The sequence below is a fragment of the Salinicola sp. MH3R3-1 genome (assembly GCF_001937155.1).
Classification (GTDB): domain Bacteria; phylum Pseudomonadota; class Gammaproteobacteria; order Pseudomonadales; family Halomonadaceae; genus Salinicola; species Salinicola halophyticus.
The window spans coordinates 148644-170874 of sequence record NZ_MSDP01000001.1 but is presented as its reverse complement, the minus strand read 5'-3'; the positions used below and the strand labels follow the sequence as shown (position 1 = coordinate 170874).

The following is a 22231-nucleotide window of genomic DNA, read 5'->3' as shown; positions in this document are numbered from 1 at the left end:
GAGCATCCGCCCAGCACCAGGGTCGAGGCCACCAGAATCGTCACCAAAAACAAAAACTTCGCTGCGGGCATATCGCAGTCCTCCTGATTTCATGTGCCACGAGTCTAGACGATAGACGGACGCGCTCCATCGCCCCGCTCGATTTTCGTGGTTGCGTGAGGCGAAAAGGCTTCACGCCAAACCTTAACCGATGCTACAAATAGAAACCTAGGGAATAGAGTTAAACCCCGGTTAACTAGACAGGGTCGCTAATCGTTTGCCATCGAAGCATCGGCGCTGCGATCCCGTGTATCAGCGCGCTAACACAGAGCTGCCACCGGCTTCGTTGCAGGTGACCACGATCGCTGGGTGTCTGAGAGCCAAAAGCTCGAGAACCAGGAGATGGACCATGAAGCGAGGTTTACAACGTTCGGTGATGGTGGGTGTCGCGAGCGTGATCCTCGGCACCTTGCTCGCTCTCCCCGCCAGCGCTGAGGGCACCGGCCAAGACGTCAGCCAGAAGAAGTTCAAGGCCGTGACCACGTTCACGGTGATCGCGGACATGGCGCAGAACGTGGCCGGGGATGCGGCGACGGTGGAATCGATTACCCGGCCGGGCGCCGAGATCCATAACTACGCGCCGACCCCGCGCGACATTTTGCGCGCCCAGGATGCGAACTTGATCCTGTGGAACGGCCTCGATCTGGAACGCTGGTTCGAACGTTTCTTCCACAACCTGAAGGACGTGCCCAGCGTGGTGGTATCGAGAGGCATCGAGCCGATCAGCATCGCCGAGGGTCCGTATGACGGCAAGCCCAACCCGCATGCCTGGATGTCGCCGACGAGCGCGTTGATCTACGTCGACAACATCCGCGACGCGTTCATCGAGCACGACCCCGCCAACGCCGAGACTTACCGCAACAACGCCGAACGCTACAAGCAAGAGATCGAAGCCGCCGTTGCGCCCATCCGCGAATCGCTGGCGCAGATCCCCGAGGAGAATCGCTGGCTGGTGACGAGCGAAGGCGCGTTCTCCTATCTGGCGCGGGATTTCGGCCTGCGCGAGCGCTATCTGTGGCCGATCAATGCCGATCAGCAGGGCACGCCACAGCAGGTTCGTCAGGTGATCGATGTCATTCGCGCCAACGACATTCCGGCGATCTTCAGCGAGAGCACCGTCTCCGACAAACCGGCGCAGCAAGTAGCCCGCGAGACCGGCATCCATTACGGCGGCGTGCTCTACGTCGACTCGCTCAGCAAACCCGACGGCCCGGTGCCGACCTATATCGACCTGCTGCGCGTCACTTCGGAGACGATCGTCAAAGGCCTGACTCAGGGGGCTTCATCATGACGACGCCATCGGCCGACGTCGAGCCAGCCGGTGCCGGCATCCGCGTGACCGATGCCGCCGTCATCTATCGCAACGGTCATACCGCGCTGCGCAACACCAGTTTCGAGATCCCCGCTGGTACGATTACCGCGCTGGTGGGCGTGAACGGTTCCGGCAAGTCGACGCTGTTCAAGGCGATCATGGGCTTCGTGCGTCTGGCTCGAGGCGAGATCCAGGTGCTTGGCCTGCCGGCCAAAACCGCGCTCAAGCGCAATCTGATCGCCTACGTGCCGCAGTCGGAAGAGGTCGACTGGAACTTCCCGGTGCTGGTCGAGGACGTGGTAATGATGGGCCGCTACGGCCACATGGGGATGCTGCGAATGCCCAGGCGGGCCGACCACGACGCGGTCGAAACCGCGCTGGAACGCGTCAGCATGAGCGAGTTCCGTCAGCGTCAGATCGGCGAACTCTCCGGCGGCCAGAAGAAGCGCGTGTTCCTGGCCCGTGCGCTGGCCCAGGATAGCCGGGTGATCCTGCTCGACGAGCCGTTCACCGGGGTCGACGTCCAGACCGAAGATCAGATCATCCGGCTGCTGCGCGAACTGCGCGCCGAGGGGCGCGTGATGCTGGTCTCGACCCACAATCTCGGCTCGGTGCCGGAATTCTGCGACCGTACGATAATGATCAAGGGCACGGTGCTCGCCCACGGGCCCACCGACGAGATATTCACCCAGCACAACCTGGAGCGCGCCTTCGGCGGCGTGCTGCGCCATTTCGTGCTCGATCAATCCCAGCAGGCCGGCGCGCCGCCCCATGCCGTGGGCGTGTTCACCGACGACGAGCGCCCGCTGGTGATGCAGAACGGTATTGCCGCGCGGCGCCACCGCGGTACCGGAAAGGGAGGCTCCCGTTGATGGACCTCCTCATGCCGTTCGGCTATCTAGTCGAGCCCTTCGGTTATCTAGTCGAGCCCTTCGGCTATGGCTACATGCGCAACGCGATGTGGGTGTCGGCGCTGGTCGGCGGCGTCTGCGCGTTTCTCTCCTGCTACCTGATGCTCAAGGGCTGGTCGCTGATCGGCGATGCGCTGTCGCATTCGATCGTGCCCGGCGTCGCCGGCGCCTACATGCTGGGACTGCCGTTTTCGCTCGGTGCTTTCTTTGCCGGCGGGCTCGCCTCGGCGGCAATGCTGTTTCTCAACCAGCGCAGCAAGCTGAAAGAAGACGTCATCATCGGTCTGATCTTCAGCTCGTTCTTCGGCCTGGGGCTGTTCATGGTGTCGCTATCGCCGACTTCGGTGAATATCCAGACCATCGTGCTCGGCAACATTCTGGCGATCACGCCCACCGATACGCTGCAACTGGTGACGATCGGCGTGGTCTCGCTGGTCATCCTGCTGGCCAAGTGGAAGGATCTGATGGTGACGTTCTTCGACGAGAGTCACGCCCGCTCGATCGGGCTCAACCCTACCGCGCTCAAGATCCTGTTTTTCACCCTGCTGGCCGCCTCGACCGTCGCGGCGCTGCAGACGGTGGGCGCGTTTCTGGTGATCTGCATGGTCATCACGCCGGGAGCCACGGCCTATCTGCTGAGCGACCGCTTCCCGCGGCTGCTGATCATCGCGGTGACGATCGGCACGCTGACCAGCTTCTTCGGTGCCTACGTCAGCTATTTTCTCGACGGTGCCACCGGCGGCATCATCGTGGTGCTGCAGACGTCGATTTTCCTCATGGCGTTCCTGTTCGCGCCCAAGCACGGCATGCTGGCCGCGAGACGCCGGGCCGCAGCGTCGCTGGCACGGACGCCAGTGGCCGAAACGACGGAGTCGCATTCATGAGCTGGCTCGATACGCTGCTGATGCCGTTCCAGTTCGGCTTCATGGTCAACGCCATGGTCATCGCCGTGCTGGTCACCGTGCCGATGGCCCTGCTCTCCTGCTTTCTGGTGCTCAAGGGCTGGTCGCTGATGGGCGATGCCATCTCCCACGCCGTCTTCCCGGGCGTGGTGATCGCCTATCTGATTGGCATTCCCTATGCCATCGGCGCCTTCGTCGCCGGCATGTTCTGTGCCGTGGCCACCGGCTTCCTCGAGGAAAACAGCCGGATCAAGCAGGATACGGTGATGGGAATCGTCTATTCCGGCATGTTCGGCATCGGCCTGGTGCTCTACGTCAAAATCCAGTCGACGGTCCATCTCGATCACATCCTGTTCGGCGACATTCTGGGCGTGGCCTGGCGCGATATCGGGGAATCGGCGCTGATTGCCTTGATCACCGTCGGCGTCATCGGTCTCAAGTGGAAGGACTTCCTGCTCCACGCCTTCGATCCGACCCAGGCCCGGGCGGTCGGTTTGCGAACCCGGCTGCTGCACTACGGCCTGCTCTGCCTGATCTCGCTGACCATCGTCGGCGCCTTGAAGGCCGCCGGGATCATTCTGGCCATTGCCCTGCTGATCGCGCCCGGCGCCATCGCCTTCCTGCTGACCCGACGCTTCAGCACCATGCTGCTGATGTCGGCAGTGATGTCCGCCGTCATCGCCTTTCTCGGCGTCTATCTCTCGTTCTTTCTCGACAGCGCGCCGGCCCCAACCATCGTGCTGCTGTTCTCGATCGTCTTCGGGATCGCGTTCATCGTTTCGACGCGACGTGTGGCAAGCCGAGAAACGAAAGCGGGGTAAGGCATTTCGGCCTTACCCCGTCTCCGATGCGAACGGCGACATCTACCCTCAGACGGAGGGCGACTCGACGGCCACCCGCGGCCGACTCAGCAGACTCACGCCGATCAGCGTCACCGCCGCCAGCGGCATCGCCACCAGCACGCTGTTCCAGCCCATCGGCTTGCCCAGCGCGATCTCCCACACCAGCGTCATCACGCCACCGACGATCATCGCCGACAGCGCGCCGGCCGGGGTAGCGCGCGGCCACAGCAGCGCCGCCAGGAAGACCGGCGTGATTGCGGCGCCGTACATGCCGTAGGAGTACATCTGCATCGCCAGCACGCTGGGAAAGAACGCGCCCAGTATCCAGGCCAGAATGCCGAGCCCGACGACGGTCAGGCGATTGATCAGCAGCGCCTTGCGCGCCGGGATGTCGAGTTTCAACAGACCGCCGAGAATGTCCTGGGTCAGGCTGGCCGACGCCGACAGCAGATAGCTGTTCCCCGTCGTCAGCAGCAGCGCCACCAGCGACGCCAGCAGCAGCCCGCCAACGACCGTGGGTAACCCTTCCCGGGCCAGTGTCATCATCGCTGTGGAGGGTGTGATGTCCGGAAACATGACCCGCGTGGCGCAGACCAGCAGGGTAATCAGTCCGGTACAAACGATCGAGGCAAGGACCAGGCCCATGGCGGCTTTCTTGGCCGTGGCCGGGTCTTTCGCCGCGGCAAAACGCTGAAACAGGTTCTGATCGCCCAGAATCAGCAGGAACAGCGGCAGGAAGTAGCCCAGCGCCTGCCACGGTGAAAGACCACCCAGCAGTGTCCGATGCGTCGCCGGCAGCGCGTCCATCATCTCACCGAGGCCTCCGAGACGAGTCAGCACCAGCGGCGCGGCGATCAGCATGCTGCCAAAGATGATGATCGCACTCAGATAGTCGGTGTAGGCCACCGAGACCAGGCCGCCCATGGTCGCCAAACCAATCATGATCGCCGCCGCGATCAGCACGCCTTGCCACACCGGCAGACCAAACGCCAGGTTGAGCGCCTGTCCGGCCCCGGTGAACTGATACGACACGATGCCGACGTAGGCCAGCAGAATGATCAGCGAGGCGATCGAGCGCGCCGTGGGGCCGAAACGTTCCTCGATCAATCCGGGGATGGTGGTCGCCCGCGAGCGCCGCATCTTTTGCGCCAGCAGGAAGTAGACCACCAGGGCAGCGATGGGTGTGCCGGCGAAGAAGAAGATCGCGGCACCGGGGCCATGCTGGAACACGAAGCTGGCCCCGCCGACGATCGATCCCGACCCTACGAAAGTGGCCAGCAGCGTCGCGGTCAGTACCAGCGTGGAGAGCGAACGCCCGGCCACGATGAAGTCGGTGTCGTCGTGGACCTTGCGTCGCGAGAAATAAAGCCCGATGACGACCATCAATACGATATACGCAATGACGAAGAATGCCTGCATGATCGCAGTCTCCTGTTTTGATTGTTATGGGTTGTGATCTTTGTGGGGTGTGGTTGATTCCGGATCGGGCTGGATCAGTGGCCAAGGCGATCCTTGATCGCGCGGCCGCCCTGCATGATCAGCGACAGATGCTTGCCCTGGCCGGTCAGCAGGCTCATGTCTTCCAGCGGATTGCCGTCGACCACGATCAGGTCCGCCCACGCCCCCGGCGCGATGCAGCCGATCTCGCCTTCCATGCGCAGCAGCTTGGCCGCGGTGGAAGTGGCACTGCGAATCACCTCGTGCGGCGGCAGCACCTGAGAGCGGATCACGAACTCTTCCGACTGGTGCGGATGCATCTCACCGAGCAGATCGGTGCCGTAGGCCATGGGCAGCCCCGCTTCGTGCATGGTGATCAGGCTCTCGAGCCCGGCCAGGCGGACGTCGTCGATCTTGGCGACTGACTCGGGCTTGAGCCCGTAGTCGGCGCCTTCGATCTTGAGGCGTTCGTAGGTGACCAGTGTCGGGCAAGCCATGGCGCCGCGCTCGGCGGCCAGACGAGCGGTGTCCGCCTCGATCAGATTGCAGTGTTCGAGGGAACGCACGCCCGCTTCGACGGCGCGGCGAATCGCTTCGTCGGTATATAGATGGGCAGACACGTAGGTCTGGGCGTTGCTGGCTTCCTCGACAATCGTCTTGAGCTCGTCGATGGAGAAACTCAGGAATTCGATCGGATCGCTGGGAGAGGAGACTCCGCCATTGGCCATCACCTTGATGAACTGTGCGCCCGCCTTGATCTCCTGACGCACGGCACGGCGTACCGATTCGACGCCGTCGCAGATGCGCCCCATCGACCCCAGGCGCCGGGTCTGGTACTGATCGTCGCGCTCGTCATAGAAGCCGCGGTAATCGTTGTGACCGCCGGTCTGGGAAAGCGCCTTGCCACAGATCACCAGTCGTGGCCCGACGAAGTGGCCTTCCGCCACCGCCTGCTGGATGCCCCGATCGGCACCGCCAACATCGCGCACCGTGGTGAAGCCACGCATCAGCATGCCTTCCATGATCGGTTTGGCACGCGCGGCGACCAATGAATCCGGCAGCAGCGCGTTAGCGCCGAGATCGGCCGTCGTCGCAATGACGTGAACGTGGCAGTCGATCAGGCCCGGCATCAGCGTGCGCCCTTCGAGATCGATCACGCGGGCATCATCAGGCGCCTCGATCGGCGTGTCGGAGACCTGGACGATACGGCCGTTCTCGACGAGAACGTGTACTCCGGCACGCGGCTCGGGGGACGAACCATCGACCAGATTGGCGTTACGGAACAGGACGGCTGGCGACGGGAGTGCGGAGGAAAGTTCGGTCATGAATTGGGCTCTCGGGAGGCATTATTGTGCTTGGGTGGTACTGTCGTGATAGTCATCCAAATACGACTTGAGCCTACCCAGCGCCTCGAGCCCCTGAAAAGCGTTAAAAATGCATGCCAGCATGCGGCCAGCGCATCGATCCTGCGTCGGGCGATCAATCTCCCTGCGGCGCCATCTCCAGCAGCCAGCGCTTGAAACAGCGCGTGGCGACGTTCTCCCGACGTTCGTCCGGCGTGATCAGAAAATAACCGCCCCCGTGGCTCGCCCAGTGATCAGTCGCACGGACCAGCCGCCCCCTGTCGATCTGACTGTCGATGACGTGTTGCCAACCCAGCACGATGCCTTCGCCCAGTACCGCCATTTCGACCAGTGGCGGGTAGTGATTGATGGCGATGGCGTTGTTCAGGCTCACCGTCGGCAAATGGTGATAGCGAAACCAGTCACGCCAGGAGATCCACAGGCTCTGGGCATCCTCGAGCACCAGCAGCGTCTCCTCGCTCAACTGCTCCGGCGTCAACCCCGAGTCCGGGCCCACCCCATGACGCTCCCGGCAGGCGTCGAGATAACCGGGCGCACAGACCGGAAAGACTTTCTCCGGGATCAGATAAGTGGTCTCGAATCCCGGCAGAGATGCCTGCTTCAAGTAGTAAAGCCCGATATCGAACTCGAAGGACGACAGCGACGTCACCCCGTCGCGCACGATCAGGCGCAGCTTGATATTGGGATATTGACGCCGAAACCGACCCAACCGGGGTGCCATCCAGAACTGCGCCACGCCGGCGGTGCAAGCCACCGTCAGCTCGCTCTCGCCGGTAGATTTCATCACCTCGGCGGTGGCGTTGACGCAGTCGTCCAGGATCGAACGCACCTGCAGCGCATAGGTTTCCCCCGCGCGCGTCAGCGCCAGTTGCCGCTGCTCGCGGATGAAAAGCTTGCGGCCCAGGAACTGCTCCAGGTGAACGATCTGCCGGCTCACCGCGCTCTGGGAGAGGTTCAGTTCGACGGCGGCCCGGGTAAAGCTCATGTGTCGCACGGCCGCTTCGAAGGCGATCAGGGCGTTGAGCGGCGGCAGCGGTGACATGCGCATGAGAAGCTCCACGGAGACAACGAAGAGGAGCAGGATACGTCATCGCGCCGCCGGGAACGCTAGCCGCGATCGCGAACGAAATCGATGAAGGCCCGCAGCGGCGCGGGTACCAGCCGGCGATCCGAATAGTAGAGGTAGGGCCCGGTGAAACGTTGCCACCAGGGTTCGAGCACCGGCACCAGCGCGCCGCTTTGAAGATACGGTTCAAGCCACTGCTCGAACAGCATGATCAGGCCGACGCCTTGCAACGCCGCCTCGACCCCGAGGTCCACGCCGCCGCCGATGCTGACCGTCAACGGCCCGGCGGGCTCGATGCGAATCGATTCCTCCCCGCGCTCGAACTCCCACGGCGGCAGATTGCCGTTGGCGAAGCGGCCACGAATGCAGGCGTGCTGCAGCAGATCGCGGGGATGCGCGGGCGTGCCGCAACGCGACAGGTAGTCGGGCGAGGCGACCAGCGCGAAACGCTGCTCACGCGGGCCGATGGCCACGGCGATCATGTCCTGCTCGAGCAGTTCATCGTAGCGAATGCCGGCATCGAAGCCCGCCGCCAGCGTATCCGTCGCCGCGCTGTCGGCGGTGATCTCGACGCGGATCTCCGGATAGGCCTTGAGGAAGTCGGGCAGGATCGATGGCAGAATCAACCGCGCCGCGCTGACCGGCACGTTGAGACGCAACGTGCCGGCCGGGCGATCCCGGAACCCGTTGACCGCGTCCAGCGCGCTTTCTACCTCCTCGATCGCCGGTGCCAGCCGCGAGACCAGCGCGGCGCCGGCCTCGGTCAGCGTCACCGCCCGTGTGGTGCGATGGAACAGTCGAATGCCGAGGGCGGTCTCGGCGCGGCGCACCGCATCGCTCAAGCGCGACGGGCTGGTGGCGGTGAGCCGTGCCGCTTCCCGAAATCCCTTGGCCTTGGCAACGGCCAGCACCGCCTGGAGATCACTGAGATCGGCGCTCATTGTGCATTTCTCCGTACGACCTGTATCGATTGGTTGGAATAGTCGCACAGCATCGAGAGGTCTACGATAAAACCGTCCGACATCCCCTATTCGACACAGGAGTGAACGCATGTCCCTCATCGACAAAGCCGGTACTTATACCCTCGGCGATCGTCAGGTCAAACGACTGGGCTACGGGGCGATGCAGCTCGCCGGCCCCGGCGTATTCGGTCCGCCCAAGGATCCGGCGCGCGCCGTGCAGGTGCTGAAGGACGTGATTGCTGCCGGCATCGATCACATCGACACCTCGGATTTCTACGGTCCGCACATCACCAATCAGCTCATCAAACAGGCGTTGCACCCCTACCCGAGCGAGCTCTGCCTCGTCACCAAGGTCAGCGCCCGGCGCGATGAAACCGGTGCCTGGCTGCCCGCGCTCTCGCCGGCAGAGCTGACCCAGGCAGTGGAAGACAACCTGCGCAACCTGGGCCTGGAGCAGATGGAGGTCGTCAACCTGCGCAGCATGCTGGACGTGCACGGGCCGGCGGAAGGCTCGCTGGAGGCGCCGCTGACGACGCTCGCCGAACTCCGCGAGCGCGGCCTGATCAAGCACATCGGGCTGAGTAACGTCACCGCCACCCAGGTCGCCGATGGACGGAAAATCGTGCCCATCGTCTGCGTGCAGAACCAGTACAACCTGGCCAATCGCGCCGACGATGCACTGATCGATCAGTTGGCCGCGGACGGCATTCCCTACGTGCCGTTCTTCCCGCTGGGCGGCTTCACGCCCTTGCAGTCGGAAACGCTGACAGAGGTCGCCAGGACACTCGACGTCACGCCGATGCAGGTGGCACTAGCATGGCTGCTCAAGCGTTCACCCAACATTCTTCTGATCCCTGGCACCTCGTCGCCAGAGCATCTGCAGGAGAACATCGAGGCGGCCGCGCTGGAGATTCCCGCGGCGCAGATGGCGTTGCTGGATCGTATCGGCGGTCAATAGGGTGATCGACGCGGGCACGCTCGGGAGCGTCGCGGCGGTCTCATTTCGTGTCCTAATCCCGTGTCATCAAACGCTCCCAGAATGCCTCGGCGAAAGCCGGCAGCGTTGTCCTGGCCCGGGTCACGTGAATTTCGACGGGGATATCCCAGGCCGGCCCGAGCGCCCGGACCAGCTGGTGCTCGCGCCATTCCGACTCCGCCAGGATGAGCGGCAGCCAGGCCATGCCCTTGTTCTCCAGCGCCATCGACATCAATACCGCCGCCAGGTGGCTCGAGAACAGCGGCGCTCGTGGGGCGAACTCGGCATTGCTGCTCAGCCGGTGGGCAACGATGCGCCCCAGTCCGGAAGCGTCGGTATAGGCCAGATAGGGGGCGGCGGGATCGTCCGCCGACAGGAATTCGGGATCGAAGCCCGCCGCTGCGTCCTTGCCCTCGCCGAGTTTTCTGCTCAATTCCGCACCGATCAGCGGTACCAGGGTGTCCTGCGCGATCCTTCGACTCTCGAACCGGCCCGGATCGAGCCGCGTGGGCACCTCCGGGTGACGGTGACTGAGCAGGAAATGCACCCGCCCCTGCGTCAGCCTCTGCTCGCATTCCATCATGCTCTCGGTATGAAGCTGCAGCGCCTCGATCGGCGTCCCCTTCTCAACCTGACGGATCCAGCGCGGAAAGAACGTGAACGACAGCGAATGCGTCGCCGCGAACTGCAGGGTCCGGGCGGTCTTGCCCGCCACCTCTCGGACTTCTTCACGCAACCGATGCAGGCGGGTGGCGGATTCGAGAGCGCCGCCCTGCATCGCCCGCCCCGCCTCGGTCAGCAACGTCCCCTGTGGCGTACGCACGAACAGGGTGACGCCCATCCACGCCTCCAGCGCCCGTATCCGTCGGCTAAAGGCCGGCTGGGTGATATGGCGCGCCTCCGCGGCACGCACGAAGCTGCCGTGCTCCGCCAGCGCAATGAAGTCTTCGAGCCAGACCAGTTCCATGGATCGATTCCTGTGAGCGGATGCCAATAGCAATGCCGTTTAGGCATGACAACCCTCGTTAATAGCATTGGTTGGCGATCCATGGCCAGCGCTATCGTGGCTTTCACCATTCACTGACGAGTATTCCGCCATGCGTATTGTGGACATCCGTGAACAGACCGCGTCGATCGCCTCCCCCATCGCCAATGCCTATATCGATTTCTCCAAGATGACCTGCTCGGTCGTGGCGGTAATCACCGACGTGATCCGCGACGGCAAGCCGGTGATCGGTTACGGCTTCAACTCCAACGGCCGCTACGGCCAGGGTGCGCTGATGCGCGATCGCTTTCTGGCGCGGGTGCTGGAGGCCGATCCCGAGACACTGATCGATCACGATCGCGACAACCTGGACCCGTTCGCCATCTGGAAGACGTTGATGACCAACGAGAAGCCAGGCGGCCACGGCGAGCGGTCCGTGGCAGTCGGCACGATCGACATGGCGGTCTGGGACGCCGTGGCCAAGATCGAGGGCAAGCCACTCTATCGGCTGCTGGCGGAGCGCTACCGCGATGGCCAGGCCGACGACAAGGTGTGGGTCTACGCCGCCGGCGGTTACTACTACCCCGGCAAGGACCACTCGAAGCTGCAGGAGGAAATGCGGGGCTATCTCGATCGCGGCTACAGCGTGGTCAAGATGAAGATCGGCGCCGCCCCGTTGGACGAGGACCTGCGCCGGATCGACGCGGTGCTGAAGGTGGTGGGAGACGGCAGCCGCCTGGCGGTCGATGCCAACGGTCGATTCGATCAGGCGACGGCCATCGCCTACGCCGAAGCGCTCAAGCCTTACAACCTGTTCTGGTACGAAGAGGCCGGCGACCCGCTCGATTACGCGCTGCAGGCGGAGCTGGCCAACCACTACGACCTGCCCATGGCCACCGGCGAGAATCTGTTCTCGCATCAGGACGCCCGCAACCTGCTGCGCTACGCCGGCATGCGCCCGGATCGCGACTACCTGCAGTTCGACTGCGCGCTCTCCTACGGGCTGGTGGAGTATTTGCGTACGCTCGATGTCATGGCCGAGATGGGCTGGTCCAGCCGCCGCGTGGTACCCCACGGCGGCCATCAGATGTCGCTCAATATCGCCGCCGGCCTGCACCTGGGCGGCAACGAATCCTACCCGGACGTGTTTCAGCCCTTCGGCGGCTTTGCCGACGGCATCCAGGTGGAAGATGGCTACGTCGCCCTGCCCGACGTCCCGGGCGTCGGGTTCGAAGCAAAATCGGCGCTCTACAAGGTCATGCGCGAACTCGGCGGCGAGTGAAGGTTGTGCTCATCGACGCCAAAAGATATGTTATAAAATAACATTAATGACATCGATGAGCGATCATGAACCTCACCGTACCGCCGCTACCGGATGTCGCCGCTGGGCGCGAACCGGAACCGTCCAGGGCGTCGGCTTACCGCGCCCTGCAACATGTCGGCATGCAGGGCATCGCCACCCGCCTGCAATGGGAGGATGGCACTCGGCTGCCCGCCACCGCCGACGTCAGTGTCGATCTCGCCGCTGGCCAGCGCGGCATTCACATGTCCCGGCTCTATCGGCTGCTGGACCGACTCGACGAGTCGCCGCTAACACCGGCCGGATTGACGACGCTGGGTAACGCCTTGCTCGATAGCCAGCAAGGCATCAGTCAGGCCTTGGCACTAACGCTGCGCTTCGATCTGCCACTGCGCCGCCCGGCGCTGCTCAGTGGCGAGAGCGGTTGGCGTCACTATCCGTGCAGGCTGGAATTGAAAGGCAGCCGAGAAGCGCTTGAGACCATACTGACGCTATCAATCGACTACGCCTCCACCTGCCCCTGCTCGACCGCGCTGGCGCGCCACGCCATGGCCCGGGACTGGCGCCATTGGGTGGAAGAACAGAGGCATGCCGACATCGATGCCGGTACCGTCGCCGACTGGATCGAGCACCAGGGCGCTTTCCCCACGCCGCACAGTCAGCGCAGCCGGGCCGCGCTCTCGCTCACGCTAAGTCCCCGGGCGGCATTCGCCGCTGCCGATCGTATCGATACTTTCGAGCGCTTGCTGCAGACACCGGTTCAGACACTGGTAAAACGGATCGATGAGCAGGCCTTTGCAGAGCGCAATGGCGCCAACCTGATGTTCTGCGAGGATGCCGCCCGGCGTCTGGCCGAGGGCTGCGATGCACAGCCCGACGTCACGGGCTATCGCATCGAGATCGTGCATGCCGAAAGCCTGCATGCCCATGATGCGATTGCCGTGGTGGAACGCGACCTGCCTGCATGAAGCCCCGTCGTCGATCACCGACGACGGGATACCACCAAGCCAAACCGACGGATGCCTAGCCGAACAGCCCTTTCAACGTGTGCGGCTGGCTGCGCAGGTACTGCTTCGGCGCGTGAACGCTGGCGCCGAGCTTGGCGGCGGCGTGCCACGGCCAGCGCGGATCAAAGAGCATGCCGCGTGCCAGCGCGACGGCATCCGCTTCACCGCTGAAGACGATGCCTTCGGCCTGCTCAGGCTCGGTGATCAGCCCGACGGCGATAACCGGCATGGCGACTTCCTGCTTCATGCGCCGCGCGAACGGCACCTGGTAACTGGGACCCACATCCAGCGCCTGGCGCGGATCGAGACCGCCACCGGAGCAGTCGATGAAGCTGCAGCCGCGGGCGTCCAGCGCCTTGGCCAATTCCACGCTCTGCTCCAGATCCCAGCCGCCCTCGACCCAGTCACTGCCGGAGATACGAATACCCACCGGCTTCTGCTGCGGGAAGACCTCGCGGACGGCGTCGAAAATTTCCAGCACGATCCGCATGCGGTTTTCGAGGCTGCCGCCGTATTGGTCATCGCGCTGGTTGGAGAGCGGCGACAGGAATTCATGCAGCAGATAGCCATGGGCCGCATGGAGCTCGATCAGCTCGAAACCCAGGCGCTCGGCACGCTTGGCCGAGGCCACGAAGCCGGCCTTGAGCGCTTCGATATCGTCGAGACTCATCGCTTTCGGCGGACGCTGATCGTCCTGATACGCGACCTCGGAGGGCGCCACGGTCTGCCAGCCGCCTTGCTCCAGCGACAGCTGCGCGCCACCTTCCCACGGCGCCTGACAGGAGGCCTTGCGCCCGGCGTGGCCGAGCTGGATACCGATCGGCATCTGCGAGTGGCCACGCACGGACTCGAGCATGCGCGCCATGGCCTGCTCGTTATCGTCCGAATAGAGGCCGACGTCGCCTGGGGTGATGCGCCCTTCCGGCGCCACCGCCGAAGCTTCGACCATCAGCAGGCCGGCACCGGAGAGCGCCAGATTGCCGAGATGGATCGTATGCCAGTCAGTCATGTTGCCTTGCTCGTCGGCGGAGTACTGGCACATCGGTGAGATCACTATGCGATTGGCCAGCTCGAGCTCGGCGAGCTTGAGCGGCGTGAACAGCTTGGGGGATGCCATGGAAAAATTCCGGAAACGAATGATGGCGAAAATGTAGCTGGCTAATAATTGTTTGGCAATGGCCGCGCCTCATCGATAGCCGCAAAAGAAGATCTAAATATCCCCGGGGGCTGATCACGATATGCCCATATTCATGTCGCGCACCGCAGGGTCGGAGCGTTCTCAGCTTCGAGGTGAGATAGGGTCGATGTGACGTGAGCAATGGCACTGACGACATCGTTGGCCCCGGCACGAATCTTATCGATGGCATGACCGGCTTCGCCCGCCATGCGGACGCCGTTTTCCACGCTGCCCAGACAGGCCTGCATGCCACCGCTCACTTCGTGGGTGAGATCGCGCAGGCTGGCGACGGTGGCGGTGATGTCGCGAGTGGCCTGGGAGGTGCATATCGACAGCTGGCGTACTTCGTGAGACACCACCGCGAAGCCGCGGCCATGCTCACCGGCACGGGCCGACTCGATGGCGGCATTGAGCGCCAGCAGGTTGGTCTGCTCGGCGATATCGCGAATGCTTTCGACCACCGCGCTGATGTCGGCGGAGCGTTGCGCCAGGGAGTCGATCAGCTGCGAGGCAGCCGCAACCTGATCAGCGATACAACGAATTTCGGTGATGGTCTCGTCGATGATACGCGAACCGTCGCTGGCGGACGTTTCCGTGTTCGACGAAATGCGATAGGCCATTTGCGCGCTTTCATTCTCACGTGTCACGCGGTCGGTGATATCGGTCGCGAACTTGACCACCTTGTAGAGCTGCCCCTCGGAATCGAAGACCGGGTTATAGCTCGCTTCGAGCCACAGCGTTCGACCTTGCTTGTCGAGTCGTTTGAACTGCCCCGACATGAATTCACCCGCGTTCAGATGGACCCAGAAATCACGGTACTTCTGACTCGCTGCATAATCGCGTTCGCAGAATATCCGATGATGCGTGCCTTGGAGCTCTTCGAGAGCGTAGCCCACCGTATTCAGAAAATTATCGTTAGCGGTCAGGATGTGTCCGTCGGGAGAGAACTCGATGACCGCCATGGCCCGATCGATGGCGTTCAGCCGGCTGTGCATGTCCTGCTCGTCGCGTACCCGCGCGGTGATGTCGGTCGCCGTCTTGACCACGCGAATGATCTTTCCACGACGGTCGCGGACCGGATTATAAGAGGCTTCCAGCCAGAGCGTGTGGCCGTCTTCGGCAATGCGCTTGAAACGACCGGTAATGAACTCGCCTTGCTGCAGCCGATCCCAGAAGACCGAGTATTCTCGACTCGCGGCCAGTGCCGGATCGCAAAGTTGGCGGTGGTGCTGGCCGATCAAGTCGACGCCACGATACCCGGTGATATCGAGAAAGTTGGTATTGGCGGTAAGGATGATGCCCTCCGGGGAGAACTCGATGATGGCCATGGCACGATGGATGGCATCGAGCACGGCTTCATGATGACGCGGCGAGCGAAATAGGGCCATGTGCGGCGTTCCTTTATTATTCAATGAGTTCTTGACGACTCACTTGGAATTCTATGGTGGGCCTGAAACGACGTTATTAGCGAGTGTGTTTCAGCCAGACTAAAAGCGTTGCCATCAATATCGACAGTATTGTCCGAAATTTTAGTCTTCGGGCAGCTAAGCGCATGAATTAAAAACCGAAGTAATATTAGGGTCATGCTGACAGTCGCCGCGCGCAAGCCACTTTTATTCAGGATAATGGCATCGAGGCAATACCTGTATTACGAATCGAGCACTTAGATGTTCCACTCAAGCTAGTTATATCGATGAATTTAGTGATATCGATGAATCTAGCTATATTGATAAATAGAGATGTCGTACTGAAGAAAACACCGAGCCCTAAAAAACCCCGATACCCTTGTGAGGATAATCGGGGAAGCTCCGGTGGAGACCAGACTCTTGGCGGCCAGATTCTGGAAACGTCGAAAGCGTGATCAGACGGCGGCTATATCCCACTCGGGGAACGGGTCCGGCAGCGTCACCCAGTAGTCCTTGCCGCGCGCCAGTTCCTCATCACTCAGCAGACACGCCTCGAGCCGCCGGCGAATGTCGGCGGCATTCAGCCCCTGGCCAATGAACACCAGTTCCTGGCGCATGTCGCCGAACGGCTCCTGCCACTTCTCCAGGATCGAGGCGCGATACTCGGGATCCTGCGGCCAGCGCGATTCCGGCACCGCGCGCCAGAACAGGCCGGCGAAGCCGTGATGGGCGATACCGCCGGCCTGGCTCCACTGACCGGCGAACTGCGGCCGGCTGGCGAGCCAGAAAAAACCTTTCGAACGTAGCAGCTTGCCGTCTCCCCAGTCGCCATGGAGCACTTCGAAAAAGCGCGCGGGATGAAACGGCCGCCGCGCCTCGAAGCTAAAGCTGGAAATACCGTACTCCTCGGTCTCCGGCACGTGCTCGCCGCGCATTTCCTTGAGCCAGCCCGGCGCCTGCTGTGCCTTGTCGAAGCTGAACCGGCCGGTATTCAGCACCCTCTCCAGCGGCACCTGCCCGTTCTCAATCGCGATGATCTCGGCGTCGGGGTTGAGGCTTTTCAGTACCGCCTCGAGTTCGCCGAGGGCGCGCGTGTCGATCAAGTCGGCCTTGGAGATCAACAGCACGTCGCAGAATTCGATCTGATCGACCAGCAGATCGGCGACGTTGCGCTCGTCCTCTTCACCCAGACTCTCGCCGGCTTCGGCCAGCGACTTGGCTTCGTGGTACTGGGAAAGAAAGTTCGCGCCGTCCACCACCGTGACCAGCGTATCCAGCCGGGCGACCTGGGACAGGCTCCGCCCCTGCTCGTCCTCGAAGGTGAAGGTCTCGGCCACCGGTAGCGGCTCGGAGATGCCGGTGGATTCGATCACCAGATAATCGAAGCGCCCCTCGTCGGCGAGCCGATTCACCTCGATCAACAGGTCCTCGCGCAACGTGCAGCAGATGCAGCCGTTGCTCATCTCGACCAGTTTCTCTTCGGCGCGATTGAAGTCGACTTCGCGCTCGACCAGCGCCGCGTCGATGTTGATCTCGCTCATGTCGTTGACGATCACCGCGATGCGCCGGCCGTCGCGGTTGTTGAGCAGGTGATTGAGAACGGTCGTCTTGCCGGCGCCGAGAAAACCGGACAGGACGGTAACGGGTAATGGTTGCATGAGAAATCTCAATGATTTTTTATTATGTTATATCGTAACAAATACAGCGGCAACCCTGATTGATTGCTCGAAAACGAACATGAGCAGCGGTCATTAGCGAAAGTCGAATGCGCTTTTCGCCGAATATTGCGCACACTGTGACAAAACGATGACACCGAACGCAGCCTAACCAGATACACAACATGCGCGGCCGGTGTCGCTTATAACAACCTCCGTCTCAGGAGACGCTGCCATGCTACGACGCCTCAAACGATCCAAATCACGCTCACTACGCCTTCCTCTCTCCTTCCTGGCCACGCTGACGCTCGGCTGCGGTCTCGCCTTCGCGGCCCAGGCCGCCGATGAATGCCCGCAACGCGGCGATCTGGCGCCGATGTACTGCGATGCCGATGGCGATCTGGTCGCCGATGCGCCGACCGACGAGTCCCAGTACCTCGATCCCGATCCGCTGGTCTTCGCTTACACCCCGGTCGAGGATCCGGCGATCTATGCCGACATCTGGGAACCGTTCATCGAACACTTGCGCGACGTGACCGGCAAGGACGTGCGCTTTTACGCCGTACAGTCCAACGCCGCCGAGATCGAAGCGATGCGCAGCGGCCGCATTCAGGTCGCCGGCTTCTCAACCGGGCCGACCCCGTTCGCGGTCAACCTGGCAGGCGCGGTGCCCTTCGCGATCATGGGCAGCGACGACGGCGAGTTCGGCTACACCCTGCAGGTCTATACCCGCAAGGACAGCGGCATCGACGAGCTGAGCGATCTCAAGGGCAAGCGTGTGGCACACACCTCGCCGACTTCCAATTCCGGCAACCTGGCGCCTCGCGCGCTGTTCCCCAAGCAGGGCATCACCCCGGACGAGGATTACGAAGTGGTCTATTCGGGTTCTCATGACCAATCGATGCTGGGTGTGGTCGCGGGTGACTATGACGCCGCACCGGTGGCCTCCGAAGTGGTCGATCGCATGGCCGAGCGCGGGCTATACGACCCGGATGAGGTCAAGATCATCTTCGAATCCAAGCGCTTCCCTACCACTTCCTATACCTACGCCAATAACCTCAAGCCGGAGCTGATCGACAAGATCAAGGAGGCGTTCTTCAGCTTCGACATGAAAGGGACGGAGCTGGGCGAAGAGTTCGACGGCGTGACCAAGTTCGTGCCGGTCACCTACCAGAAGGATTGGGAAGTCATTCGTGACATCCAGGATGCCAACGGCGTTGTCTACTCCCAGAAAAACGTCGAATAACCCGGCCTGACGGCGCTTTCTGTCATGAAGGACGATGGCGCCGTCAGCCACGAGGAATCCCAATGCTGCGCATTCAGAATTTGGTCAAGCGTTACGGCCATGGCGAGCCGGTGCTGCGCGGGCTCGATCTCGACGTGGCCGGCGAATCGGTCGTTTCGATCATCGGCGCCTCGGGGGCGGGCAAGAGCACGCTGCTGCGCTGCATCAATCGGCTGGTGGAACCCACGGAAGGCAGTATCGAGCTCAACGGTCTCGAACTGACCCATCTCAAGCGGGAAGAGCTGCGCAAGGCGCGCCGGCGGATCGGCATGATCTTCCAAGGCTTCAATCTGGTGGACCGGCTGACGGTGATGGAGAACGTCCAGTGCGGACGCCTGGGTTACATCCCCTACTGGCGTGCTGCCCTGCGCAAGTATCCGGCCGAGGACATCGAGCGCGCCTATCACCTGATGGAGCGCGTAGGTATCGCCCACTATGCCAACAAGCGAGCCGACGCGCTGTCCGGCGGCGAACGTCAGCGTGTCGGCGTGGTACGGGCACTGATGCAGCAGCCGGAGATCCTGCTCGCCGACGAACCCACGGCTTCACTGGACCCGGTCAGTTCCCGTCAGATCATGGAACTGTTGCAGACCCTCGCCCAGGAGCTCTCGCTGCCGGTATTGATCAACATCCATAACGTGGCCGAGGCGCGGGAATATACCCAGCGCATCGTCGGCATGCGGTTCGGCAAGCTGATCTTCGACGGCAAGCCGGCCGATCTCGATCAGGAGGCGATGGATGCCGTCTACAACGGCACGCCGGGTGAAGATCGCCGGCAGGCCGATGCCGGCCAGGCACAGGCGGTCATGTCATGAACGCGACGAGCGAACGCCGCACCTGGCGCAAGCCGCCGTTCATTGCCAACCCGCTGTTGCGCTGGGGGCTGGTCATCGGGGTCGTGGTCTATGCGATCTGGGCGATCTCGATCCTGCCGTTCGACCTCGATCGCATCAGCCAGGGCATGACCCGCGCCGCGCGGATCTTCTCCGGCGCCTTCCCGCCCAACTTCGATCGCTACGAGCTGCTGATCGACGGTTTTCTCGAGAGTCTGCAGATCGCGATTCTGGCGACGCTGCTGGGACTCGCATTGAGCGTTCCCATCGCCTTCATGGCGGCGCGTAATATCGCCGCCAAGCCGATCTACCTGCTGGGGCGTGCGATCATTATCATCGCGCGCAGCTTCCACCCGGTGATTGTGGCGATCCTGTTCGTCAAGGCGGTCGGGTTCGGCCCGGTGGCCGGCATTCTGACCCTGACGCTCTACTCGATCGGCTTCGTCGCCAAGATGCTGGCTGAGCGCATCGAGGAGATCGACTGGGGCCAGGTGGAGGCCCTGCGCGCCAGCGGCACGCGCTACATCAGCGTGCTGCAGTTCGCGGTGCTGCCGCAGATCATGCCGCGCCAGATCGGCCTGGGCATCTATCAGCTCGACAGTAACCTGCGCGCCTCGGCGGTGGTCGGCATCGTCGGTGCCGGCGGGATCGGCTCGACGCTGATGAACGCCTTCGGACGCTACGACTACGACTTCGCGCTGGCGATCACGCTGGTGATCATCGGCGTCATCCTGATCAGCGAAGCGGTCAGCGGGCGCATCAGGAGGAACATCGGATGACCATCCAGACGACCCCGAACGTAGCCGAACGCACCTGGGCACGCTATACCCCGCAGCAGCGCTGGAAACGCCTTGCCATGATGCTGGTGGTGGGCGCTGCCGTGGTATGGGCCGTGGAGAGCATCGATATCATCTGGCCGTGGGTGTGGGGCGCCCCTGCCCAGGTCGGCGATCTGTTCAGCCGCATGGTGCCGCCGGATGTGAGCAATATCCGCGCGATCCTGTGGGCGCTGGTCGAGACGCTCAACATCGCCACCATCGCCACCTTCGTCGCCGTATTCATGTCGCTGCCGATCGCCTATATCGCGGCCCAGAACACCACGCCCAACCGCTTCACGCTATGGCTGGGGCGTTTCATTCTGGTCTCGAGCCGATCGGTCAACACGCTGATCTGGGCGCTGCTGTTCGTGGCGATCTTCGGCCCTGGCGTGCTGGCCGGAATCATCGCGATCATGTTCCGGTCGATCGGCTTTCTCGGCAAACTGCTGGGCGAGGCGATCGAGGAGATCGACCGCCGCCCGGTGGAAGCGCTGGAAGCCACCGGCGCCTCGCGGGCCAAGGTGGTGCTCTACGCCATCGTGCCGCAGGTCATTCCCACCTTCTTCGCGATCAGCATTCTGCGCTGGGACATCAACCTGCGCGAATCGACCGTGCTCGGCCTGGTCGGCGCCGGCGGCATCGGCGTGATCCTGCAGGGCGCCATCGATACGCTGGCCTGGCAGACCGTGGCGACCATTCTGCTGGCGATCATCGCGCTGGTGATTCTGGGCGAAGCGCTGGCCGCCTGGCTGCGCAAGAAGGTCATTTGATTCTGCCCCCGGCAATGGAGGGCCGCCGCCGACTTCAGGTCGGCGGCGGCAGGGCGGATTCGTCGCGCTTGATTCGCTTCAACCAGCGCTGCTTGGCGTACTTGCGCAGGTTGTGGACGTTGTCGGTCTCGTCGACGATGTCCTGACCCAGGATCGTCTCGATCACGTCTTCCATGGTAATCACCCCCACCCAACTGCCGTGGTCGTCGTAGACCACGCGCATGTGGTTGTGATTCTTGAGCATGGCGGCAAAGACATGCTCGACGCTATCGGCCTCGTCGACGGTGGAAACCGGATGCATCAGCGACTTCAGCGTCTGCTCGTCTTCGGCGTGATAGGTATCCGCCTTGTGGATATAACCCAGCGCGTCCTCGGCACCATCCATGATCGGAAAACGCGTGAACGGGGTCTTGCCGTAGCGACGATCGAAATCGGCCACGGTCATATCGGGGGTCACCGTCTCGCAAACCGTTCGCGGCGTCATGACGTTCTTCACCAGGATCTCGTGGAGATTGAGAATATTGGTGATGGTGCGCGTCTCGTCCGGATCCAGCGCCTTCTCCTCTAGCCCGATCCGCGCCAGGGCCTTGATCTCGCCGCGCATATCGATGTCATTCTCGCTCTTGGCGATGCGATTGGTGATCATCTCCGAAAGCCATATGAAGGGCAGCAGCACCAGTACCATGACGCGCAGAATCCGCGGCAGAAATGGCGCCAAGGCTCGCCAGTAGCTGGCGCCGATGGTCTTGGGAATGATCTCCGAGAAAATCAGGATGCCGAACGTCATCAACGCCGAGGCGATCGCCACGTGAGCATCGCCGAACACGACCGCTACCTGTGCACCGACGCCGGTCGCCCCCACGGTATGGGCGATGGTGTTGAGGGTCAGAATCGCCGCCAGCGGCCGATCGATGTTGGACTTGAGCTTGTTGAGCTTATCGTGAAGCTTGGGGCGGGTGTCCTTGAGCTGCGCGATATAGCTCGGCGTCAGCGAAAGCAGCGCGGCTTCCAGCACCGAACAGACGAAGGAAAAACCAATCGAGAGAACGACGAATGCCGTCAGCAGAAACATGGGGGGTCGCTATGTGACTTGTGAGGACTCTTTATCCTGACTTGGCGCACGGCTGTCAATGATACCGATTGACGCACCGCTTCTAACGTCAACGCCGCCAATGTCGCGAGAC

Annotated in this window: 20 protein-coding genes; 11 read left to right on the top strand and 9 right to left on the bottom strand. The window is 62.5% G+C overall.

The genetic code is table 11. The annotated features are described in order from the left end of the window. Window positions 1-388: 388 nt before the first annotated feature. From BTW08_RS00780 to BTW08_RS00765, 4 genes are read left to right on the top strand one after another with little or no spacing between them, the layout of a single operon-like run. A complete protein-coding gene (locus tag BTW08_RS00780; protein ID WP_075560599.1) occupies window positions 389-1330 on the top strand; it encodes a metal ABC transporter substrate-binding protein in 942 nt (313 codons plus the stop codon). Then, window positions 1327-2223 carry a manganese/iron ABC transporter ATP-binding protein gene (locus BTW08_RS00775; protein ID WP_075560598.1) on the top strand — a complete coding sequence of 299 codons (897 nt, stop codon included), beginning with the start codon at window positions 1327-1329 and terminating at the stop codon, window positions 2221-2223. The genes BTW08_RS00780 and BTW08_RS00775 overlap by 4 nt, the downstream gene beginning before the upstream one ends. Continuing rightward, window positions 2223-3146, top strand: a complete 924-nt coding sequence (locus BTW08_RS00770) for a metal ABC transporter permease (protein ID WP_281491922.1) — start codon at window positions 2223-2225, stop codon at window positions 3144-3146. Before BTW08_RS00775 ends, BTW08_RS00770 begins: the two co-directional genes overlap by 1 nt. Beyond that, window positions 3143-3985, top strand: coding sequence for a metal ABC transporter permease (locus tag BTW08_RS00765; RefSeq protein WP_075560597.1), 843 nt, complete (start codon window positions 3143-3145; stop codon window positions 3983-3985). Before BTW08_RS00770 ends, BTW08_RS00765 begins: the two co-directional genes overlap by 4 nt. 48 nt (window positions 3986-4033) lie before the next feature. Here BTW08_RS00765 and BTW08_RS00760 read toward each other — a convergent pair whose 3' ends face one another. The 4 genes from BTW08_RS00760 to BTW08_RS00745 all read right to left on the bottom strand — a co-directional run bounded on the left by BTW08_RS00760 (window position 4034) and on the right by BTW08_RS00745 (window position 8814). Further along, complete coding sequence (locus BTW08_RS00760; RefSeq protein WP_075560596.1) at window positions 4034-5425, bottom strand: sodium:solute symporter family protein; 1392 nt, start codon at window positions 5423-5425, stop codon at window positions 4034-4036. A 74-nt stretch (window positions 5426-5499) separates the two neighbouring features. Further along, complete coding sequence (locus BTW08_RS00755) at window positions 5500-6768, bottom strand: amidohydrolase family protein (protein ID WP_075560595.1); 1269 nt, start codon at window positions 6766-6768, stop codon at window positions 5500-5502. 154 nt (window positions 6769-6922) lie between these two features. Further along, window positions 6923-7855, bottom strand: coding sequence for a LysR substrate-binding domain-containing protein (locus BTW08_RS00750; RefSeq protein ID WP_075560594.1), 933 nt, complete (start codon window positions 7853-7855; stop codon window positions 6923-6925). A 59-nt stretch (window positions 7856-7914) separates the two neighbouring features. Beyond that, window positions 7915-8814 (bottom strand): LysR family transcriptional regulator, encoded by a 900-nt coding sequence (locus BTW08_RS00745; protein ID WP_075560593.1) that lies wholly within the window; start codon window positions 8812-8814, stop codon window positions 7915-7917. 109 nt (window positions 8815-8923) lie between these two features. On the opposite strand from BTW08_RS00745, the gene BTW08_RS00740 reads away from it, so the two are divergent. Then, window positions 8924-9793 carry an aldo/keto reductase family oxidoreductase gene (locus BTW08_RS00740; RefSeq protein ID WP_075560592.1) on the top strand — a complete coding sequence of 290 codons (870 nt, stop codon included), beginning with the start codon at window positions 8924-8926 and terminating at the stop codon, window positions 9791-9793. A gap of 52 nt (window positions 9794-9845) precedes the next feature. Here the strand turns inward: BTW08_RS00740 and BTW08_RS00735 are convergent, their stop codons facing one another. Then, window positions 9846-10778 (bottom strand): LysR family transcriptional regulator, encoded by a 933-nt coding sequence (locus BTW08_RS00735; protein WP_075560591.1) that lies wholly within the window; start codon window positions 10776-10778, stop codon window positions 9846-9848. Window positions 10779-10908: 130 nt separating this feature from the next. On the opposite strand from BTW08_RS00735, the gene BTW08_RS00730 reads away from it, so the two are divergent. Further along, a complete protein-coding gene (locus BTW08_RS00730; RefSeq protein WP_075560590.1) occupies window positions 10909-12078 on the top strand; it encodes a mandelate racemase/muconate lactonizing enzyme family protein in 1170 nt (389 codons plus the stop codon). 65 nt (window positions 12079-12143) lie between these two features. After that, on the top strand, window positions 12144-13064 hold the full coding sequence (folE2, locus tag BTW08_RS00725; protein WP_075560589.1) for a GTP cyclohydrolase FolE2: 921 nt from the start codon (window positions 12144-12146) through the stop codon (window positions 13062-13064). Between the two features lie 55 nt (window positions 13065-13119). On the opposite strand, the gene BTW08_RS00720 is transcribed toward folE2, so the two are convergent. The 3 genes from BTW08_RS00720 to zigA all read right to left on the bottom strand — a co-directional run bounded on the left by BTW08_RS00720 (window position 13120) and on the right by zigA (window position 17344). After that, window positions 13120-14220, bottom strand: a complete 1101-nt coding sequence (locus BTW08_RS00720) for an NADH:flavin oxidoreductase/NADH oxidase (protein ID WP_075560588.1) — start codon at window positions 14218-14220, stop codon at window positions 13120-13122. A gap of 131 nt (window positions 14221-14351) precedes the next feature. Then, window positions 14352-15668 carry a PAS domain-containing methyl-accepting chemotaxis protein gene (locus tag BTW08_RS19410; RefSeq protein ID WP_075560587.1) on the bottom strand — a complete coding sequence of 439 codons (1317 nt, stop codon included), beginning with the start codon at window positions 15666-15668 and terminating at the stop codon, window positions 14352-14354. A 473-nt stretch (window positions 15669-16141) separates the two neighbouring features. Continuing rightward, window positions 16142-17344 carry a zinc metallochaperone GTPase ZigA gene (gene zigA / locus BTW08_RS00710; protein ID WP_075560586.1) on the bottom strand — a complete coding sequence of 401 codons (1203 nt, stop codon included), beginning with the start codon at window positions 17342-17344 and terminating at the stop codon, window positions 16142-16144. Window positions 17345-17576: 232 nt separating this feature from the next. On the opposite strand from zigA, the gene phnD reads away from it, so the two are divergent. The 4 genes from phnD (at window position 17577) to phnE (BTW08_RS00690) (ending at window position 21047) form a co-directional block, all read left to right on the top strand. Further along, entirely contained in the window at window positions 17577-18587 is a 1011-nt protein-coding gene (gene phnD, locus BTW08_RS00705) for a phosphate/phosphite/phosphonate ABC transporter substrate-binding protein (RefSeq protein ID WP_075560585.1), read from the top strand. Window positions 18588-18649: 62 nt separating this feature from the next. Next, a complete protein-coding gene (gene phnC / locus BTW08_RS00700) occupies window positions 18650-19441 on the top strand; it encodes a phosphonate ABC transporter ATP-binding protein (RefSeq protein ID WP_075560584.1) in 792 nt (263 codons plus the stop codon). Then, window positions 19438-20238 carry a phosphonate ABC transporter, permease protein PhnE gene (phnE, locus tag BTW08_RS00695; RefSeq protein ID WP_075560583.1) on the top strand — a complete coding sequence of 267 codons (801 nt, stop codon included), beginning with the start codon at window positions 19438-19440 and terminating at the stop codon, window positions 20236-20238. The genes phnC and phnE (BTW08_RS00695) overlap by 4 nt, the downstream gene beginning before the upstream one ends. Further along, a complete protein-coding gene (gene phnE, locus BTW08_RS00690; RefSeq protein WP_075560582.1) occupies window positions 20235-21047 on the top strand; it encodes a phosphonate ABC transporter, permease protein PhnE in 813 nt (270 codons plus the stop codon). The genes phnE (BTW08_RS00695) and phnE (BTW08_RS00690) overlap by 4 nt, the downstream gene beginning before the upstream one ends. 34 nt (window positions 21048-21081) lie before the next feature. Here phnE (BTW08_RS00690) and BTW08_RS00685 read toward each other — a convergent pair whose 3' ends face one another. Then, window positions 21082-22119, bottom strand: a complete 1038-nt coding sequence (locus BTW08_RS00685; protein WP_075560581.1) for a CNNM domain-containing protein — start codon at window positions 22117-22119, stop codon at window positions 21082-21084. Window positions 22120-22231: the final 112 nt, after the last annotated feature.

Excerpts from the sequence above, each read along its gene's own strand:
- BTW08_RS00770 (WP_281491922.1), top strand. The coding sequence starts at position 2,223 with ATGGACCTCCTCATGCCGTTCGGCTATCTAGTCGAGCCCTTCGGTTAT.
- BTW08_RS00765 (WP_075560597.1), top strand. The coding sequence starts at position 3,143 with ATGAGCTGGCTCGATACGCTGCTGATGCCGTTCCAGTTCGGCTTCATG.
- BTW08_RS00760 (WP_075560596.1), bottom strand. The coding sequence starts at position 5,425 with ATGCAGGCATTCTTCGTCATTGCGTATATCGTATTGATGGTCGTCATC.
- phnE (WP_075560583.1), top strand. The coding sequence starts at position 19,438 with ATGAACGCGACGAGCGAACGCCGCACCTGGCGCAAGCCGCCGTTCATT.
- BTW08_RS00780 (WP_075560599.1), top strand. The coding sequence starts at position 389 with ATGAAGCGAGGTTTACAACGTTCGGTGATGGTGGGTGTCGCGAGCGTG.
- BTW08_RS00720 (WP_075560588.1), bottom strand. The coding sequence starts at position 14,220 with ATGGCATCCCCCAAGCTGTTCACGCCGCTCAAGCTCGCCGAGCTCGAG.
- phnE (WP_075560582.1), top strand. The coding sequence starts at position 20,235 with ATGACCATCCAGACGACCCCGAACGTAGCCGAACGCACCTGGGCACGC.
- BTW08_RS00745 (WP_075560593.1), bottom strand. The coding sequence starts at position 8,814 with ATGAGCGCCGATCTCAGTGATCTCCAGGCGGTGCTGGCCGTTGCCAAG.
- BTW08_RS00730 (WP_075560590.1), top strand. The coding sequence starts at position 10,909 with ATGCGTATTGTGGACATCCGTGAACAGACCGCGTCGATCGCCTCCCCC.
- BTW08_RS00735 (WP_075560591.1), bottom strand. The coding sequence starts at position 10,778 with ATGGAACTGGTCTGGCTCGAAGACTTCATTGCGCTGGCGGAGCACGGC.
- folE2 (WP_075560589.1), top strand. The coding sequence starts at position 12,144 with ATGAACCTCACCGTACCGCCGCTACCGGATGTCGCCGCTGGGCGCGAA.
- BTW08_RS00750 (WP_075560594.1), bottom strand. The coding sequence starts at position 7,855 with ATGCGCATGTCACCGCTGCCGCCGCTCAACGCCCTGATCGCCTTCGAA.
- phnD (WP_075560585.1), top strand. The coding sequence starts at position 17,577 with ATGCTACGACGCCTCAAACGATCCAAATCACGCTCACTACGCCTTCCT.
- BTW08_RS00685 (WP_075560581.1), bottom strand. The coding sequence starts at position 22,119 with ATGTTTCTGCTGACGGCATTCGTCGTTCTCTCGATTGGTTTTTCCTTC.
- BTW08_RS00775 (WP_075560598.1), top strand. The coding sequence starts at position 1,327 with ATGACGACGCCATCGGCCGACGTCGAGCCAGCCGGTGCCGGCATCCGC.
- BTW08_RS19410 (WP_075560587.1), bottom strand. The coding sequence starts at position 15,668 with ATGGCCCTATTTCGCTCGCCGCGTCATCATGAAGCCGTGCTCGATGCC.
- phnC (WP_075560584.1), top strand. The coding sequence starts at position 18,650 with ATGCTGCGCATTCAGAATTTGGTCAAGCGTTACGGCCATGGCGAGCCG.
- zigA (WP_075560586.1), bottom strand. The coding sequence starts at position 17,344 with ATGCAACCATTACCCGTTACCGTCCTGTCCGGTTTTCTCGGCGCCGGC.
- BTW08_RS00755 (WP_075560595.1), bottom strand. The coding sequence starts at position 6,768 with ATGACCGAACTTTCCTCCGCACTCCCGTCGCCAGCCGTCCTGTTCCGT.
- BTW08_RS00740 (WP_075560592.1), top strand. The coding sequence starts at position 8,924 with ATGTCCCTCATCGACAAAGCCGGTACTTATACCCTCGGCGATCGTCAG.